Raw genomic sequence first — 3,690 nt, forward strand, 5'->3', positions numbered from 1 at the left:
TTCTTGCTTGGGGGTCGGGTGGCGGAACCTCAGTCGTCTTCTCGCTGCGGGATCTTTTTCCCTCGTGGCTCCGCCACGAGGGAAAAAGCTGTCCTCGCGAGAAGACGACTGAGAACCCGCGGCGGTGCCGGTGGGCAGGGTGGTCGCTGCTCAGCGGCTTCGCCGCTGACATGACACTGATCTCCGCTGGGTGGAGAACGTTGCTCGCCTTGAGTGGCGGGAGATCGTTGCTGAGGAGTTCTGGCCGCTTCGGGTCAGTGCGCGTACGTGGTGGACAGCACTGCGCGGGCCAGCGTGTGGTTGAGCGCGGTGAAGTTGACGACGGCGGGCGTGACCTGGTCGTTCACCCCGAGCTGCGGAACGTCCAGCGCGAGCACGGCGAACAGGTAGCGGTGCGGCCGGTCGCCGGGCGGCGGCGCGGCGCCCGCGTAGGCGCGCTCGCCGAGGTCGTTGGGCACCTGGAACGCGCCCGCGGGCACGCCCGAGCCGGTCGCGGAGCCGGCGCCGGTGGGCAGTTCGGTGACGTCGGCGGGCACGTCCACCAGCGTCCAGTGCCAGAAACCGCCGGGGATCGGGGCGTCCGGGTCGAAGCAGGTGACCACGAAGCTCCGCGTCTCGGCGGGGAAGCCCTCCCAGCTCAGCTGCGGGGAGCGGTTGCGGCCACCGGCGCCCATGCCGCTGTAGACGTGGTCGAGCGCGAGCTGCTCGTCGGCGGGCGCGTCCTTCGAGGTGAGGGTGAACGAAGGGACCTCGGGCAGCAGCGAGTACGGGTCCGGGTCGATCGGGCGTTGCAGGCTCATTCGGTCTCCTCCTCGACGGCGCGGGGTGCTGGACGATCATCAGCACCGCCCGGCCGCAGCCTAGTGGGGGCCGTGCGCGGGCCCGCGCGGCGCCGCCCGCGACGGGCGGTGACACCGCTGATGCAACCCGTGCAAGTATTCACTTGATCGAGTTATTGTCGGTGCCGGTCCGGCTCGGGATCATGGTCATCGTGCACACCGATCTCGGTGTAGGCGACCACGGCCCGGACGGGTCGGGACAATTTCCGCACGGGCCGACCAATGCGAGGATCGACCGTTCTGCGGGCGGTACCGCAAAAACGTCTCGGATCCGCGAATGCGAGAATCGGTCCGCCGGATTCGTCGGCGGCCGGAAAGCGGCCCGTCGAACCGGTGGTGCACGTGCCCAATGTTCTGCCGACATCGGTACCGGCGAAGCCCGGATTTCGCCGATGCCGGTTCGGGGGATGTCGATGCTGGGGGATAGCGCAGTCATGCCGGGAAATCGTCACACGTCGGTCCGTTCGCGCCAGGTGGCCGCCGAGCTCCGCCGTCATCGGGAACGCGCCGGGCTCAGCTGCACCGCTGCGGGCGCCCGGCTCGGCGTGTCGGGCAGCAAGATCAGTCGGATCGAGACCGGGGCCAGCGGCGTGCAGCTCGACGACGTCACCGCGTTGCTGCGGCTCTACGAGGTGGGCGAACGGGAACGCGCCGCCCTCGCAGAGCTGGCGCGCAACGCGGGCCGCTCCGCCTGGTGGCAGCGCCCCGCCGCGGCTCCGGCGCGCTGGCGGGACTTCCTGGACTACGAGGGCAAAGCGGTCCGGATGCACAGTTTCGAACCGATGCTGATCCCCGGCCTGCTGCAGACCGCCGAATACGCGCGCGCCGTCATCTCCGGTATGGAACCGGGGCGGTCCGAAGACGAACTGGACGACTTGATCGCGACCCGGATGGCGCGGCAGATCATTCTGAGCCGATCGCGCGCTCCGCTGTTCCACTCGGTGCTGGAGGAATCGGCGTTGCGCCGCCCGATCGGCGGTCCGGGAGTGATGAAGCGGCAGCTGCTGCATCTGCTGGTGATGATGGAATCGGATCACGTGTGCCTGCGGATCGTGCCGCGTTCGGTCGGCGCCTATCCCGGATTGCAGGGTGCATTTCTGCTTTTGGAATATGACGGCGAGCCGGACATCGTCTACGTGGAGAACCACCACGCCTCCGCCTTCCTGGATTCCGAGCGAACGGTGAGTTCCTATCGGGGCGTGCTGCGCGACATCGTGCACGCGGCGCTCGCCCCCGACGCCGCCGCCGACCTCATCCGCGAAGTCCTCAAGGACTACTGACTCCGCTCTGGTGCGCGGCGGTTCCCGCGACGCCCGTCGAGATCATCCGGTGCCGATCGCCCGGAGTCCGGTCGGCTACTGCGTCCCGGTGATCCGCTGCGCCGTGCGGGTGATCTCCGGTCGGTCGCAGCGGCGGGTCGATCGCGCGGCCGGGGTCAGGTCGGTGGCCCGAGCGGCTGCTCGAGACCGTCGCTCTCAGGCGTGGGGCGAGCTCCGGCGACCGCGCCCGAACTGTCCGAAGTGGACTGAATGTGCTGGTCTGGGTGAGGGGTTTTCTCCCGATATATCACCTGATCAGGTAACAACGATCGGCCGTTGTGGACGATCACCGCGCCGTGATCGGCTCTCTCCGCGACACTGTCACGAGCCGGAGGCGGGCCGGTCGCCCCGACCGCGCCGCAGGGGCTCCGGGGGATGGAGAGCGGGATGACACACACTCTGCGCAGGCGAACCCGGTGGTGGTCGGTGTCGGGAGCGCTCACCGCGGCGGCGCTGGCCTCGGTCGCGATCACCGCCCCGGCCGGGGCGGACACCACGGCGTCCGAGCCGACGTCCGGTGCCCCCACCACCAAGATCGTCGGCGGGGAGCCCGCGAGCACCACCGAATACCCGTGGGTCGTCTACCTCACCGACTCCGGCGGCAACCAGTTCTGCGGCGGCACCATCGCCGCCAAGAACAAGGTCGTCACCGCGGCGCACTGCGTCACCGGCGGAGCACCACGGCAGATCACCGTCGTCGCCGGGCGCGACGACAAGACGACCGACGAGGGCGTCGAAGCCGAAGTCCGCACCGTCTGGGTGCACCCGGAATACCAGAGCGCCAGCACCGGTTCCGACATCGCGGTGCTCACCGTCGACCGGGAGCTGCCGCAGACACCACTGCCCCTGGCCACCCAGCAGGACAACGCGCTCTACGCGCCGGGAGCGGCGACCACCGTGCTCGGCTGGGGGACCACCGAAGAAGGCGGCGGACCGTCCCGCACCCTCCTCCAAGCGCACCCGCCCATCACCAGCGATCAGGACTGCTCGCGGGCCTACGGCGGGCAGTACAACCCCGACGCGATGGTGTGCGCGGGTCTGCCCGAAGGCGGCGAGGACAGCTGCCAAGGCGACTCCGGCGGACCGCTCGTCGCCGACGGGCGCCTCATCGGCATCGTCTCGTGGGGCAACGGCTGCGCCCGGCCGGGGACTCCGGGCGTGTACACCCGCGTGAGCACCTATCAACAAGAGGTGCAGGCCCAGCTGGGCTGATCACACGGGTAGTCGGGGAGGCAAGGCCGGGGCGCACGCCGGGTGCCCCGGCCTTGCTGCGTCTGCAGCACCAGGAAAGCAGTGCTCTGCTTGGTGCGCGGGCGGGTTGTGGAGTCTCGCGCGGCTTGGCGTGTGGGGTCGGGTTTTAGAGCCTTCCCCGGTTCGGGCGTGTGGTCGCTGTGGTGTGTGGAAGGTCGGGTTTCAGGATTGCTTCCACGGCTCGTCTTGCTGGGGTGTCCGGGTAGCGGAACCTCAGTCGGTCTCTCGCTGCGGGATCTTTTTCCCGAGTGGCTCCGCCACGAGGGAAAAAGCTGTCCTCG

3 protein-coding genes are annotated in these 3,690 nt (G+C 69.4%); 2 read left to right on the plus strand and 1 reads right to left on the minus strand.

All coding sequences use genetic code 11. The features are described 5' to 3' along the window. Positions 1-254: 254 nt before the first annotated feature. Positions 255-800 (minus strand): YbhB/YbcL family Raf kinase inhibitor-like protein, encoded by a 546-nt coding sequence (locus ACWD38_RS30195; protein ID WP_450125438.1) that lies wholly within the window; start codon positions 798-800, stop codon positions 255-257. A gap of 161 nt (positions 801-961) precedes the next feature. On the opposite strand from ACWD38_RS30195, the gene ACWD38_RS30200 reads away from it, so the two are divergent. Next, positions 962-2,119: a helix-turn-helix domain-containing protein gene (locus ACWD38_RS30200; protein WP_343071723.1), complete on the plus strand. Its 1,158-nt coding sequence runs from the start codon at positions 962-964 to the stop codon at positions 2,117-2,119. A gap of 426 nt (positions 2,120-2,545) precedes the next feature. After that, a complete protein-coding gene (locus ACWD38_RS30205) occupies positions 2,546-3,370 on the plus strand; it encodes a S1 family peptidase (protein WP_184481616.1) in 825 nt (274 codons plus the stop codon). Positions 3,371-3,690 lie beyond the last annotated feature (320 nt).

Source organism: Saccharopolyspora sp. NPDC002578 (assembly GCF_053592695.1).

Bases quoted from the DNA above. Each gene is read 5' to 3' on its own strand.
- ACWD38_RS30195 (WP_450125438.1), bottom strand. From the start codon at position 800: ATGAGCCTGCAACGCCCGATCGACCCGGACCCGTACTCGCTGCTGCCC.
- ACWD38_RS30205 (WP_184481616.1), top strand. From the start codon at position 2,546: ATGACACACACTCTGCGCAGGCGAACCCGGTGGTGGTCGGTGTCGGGA.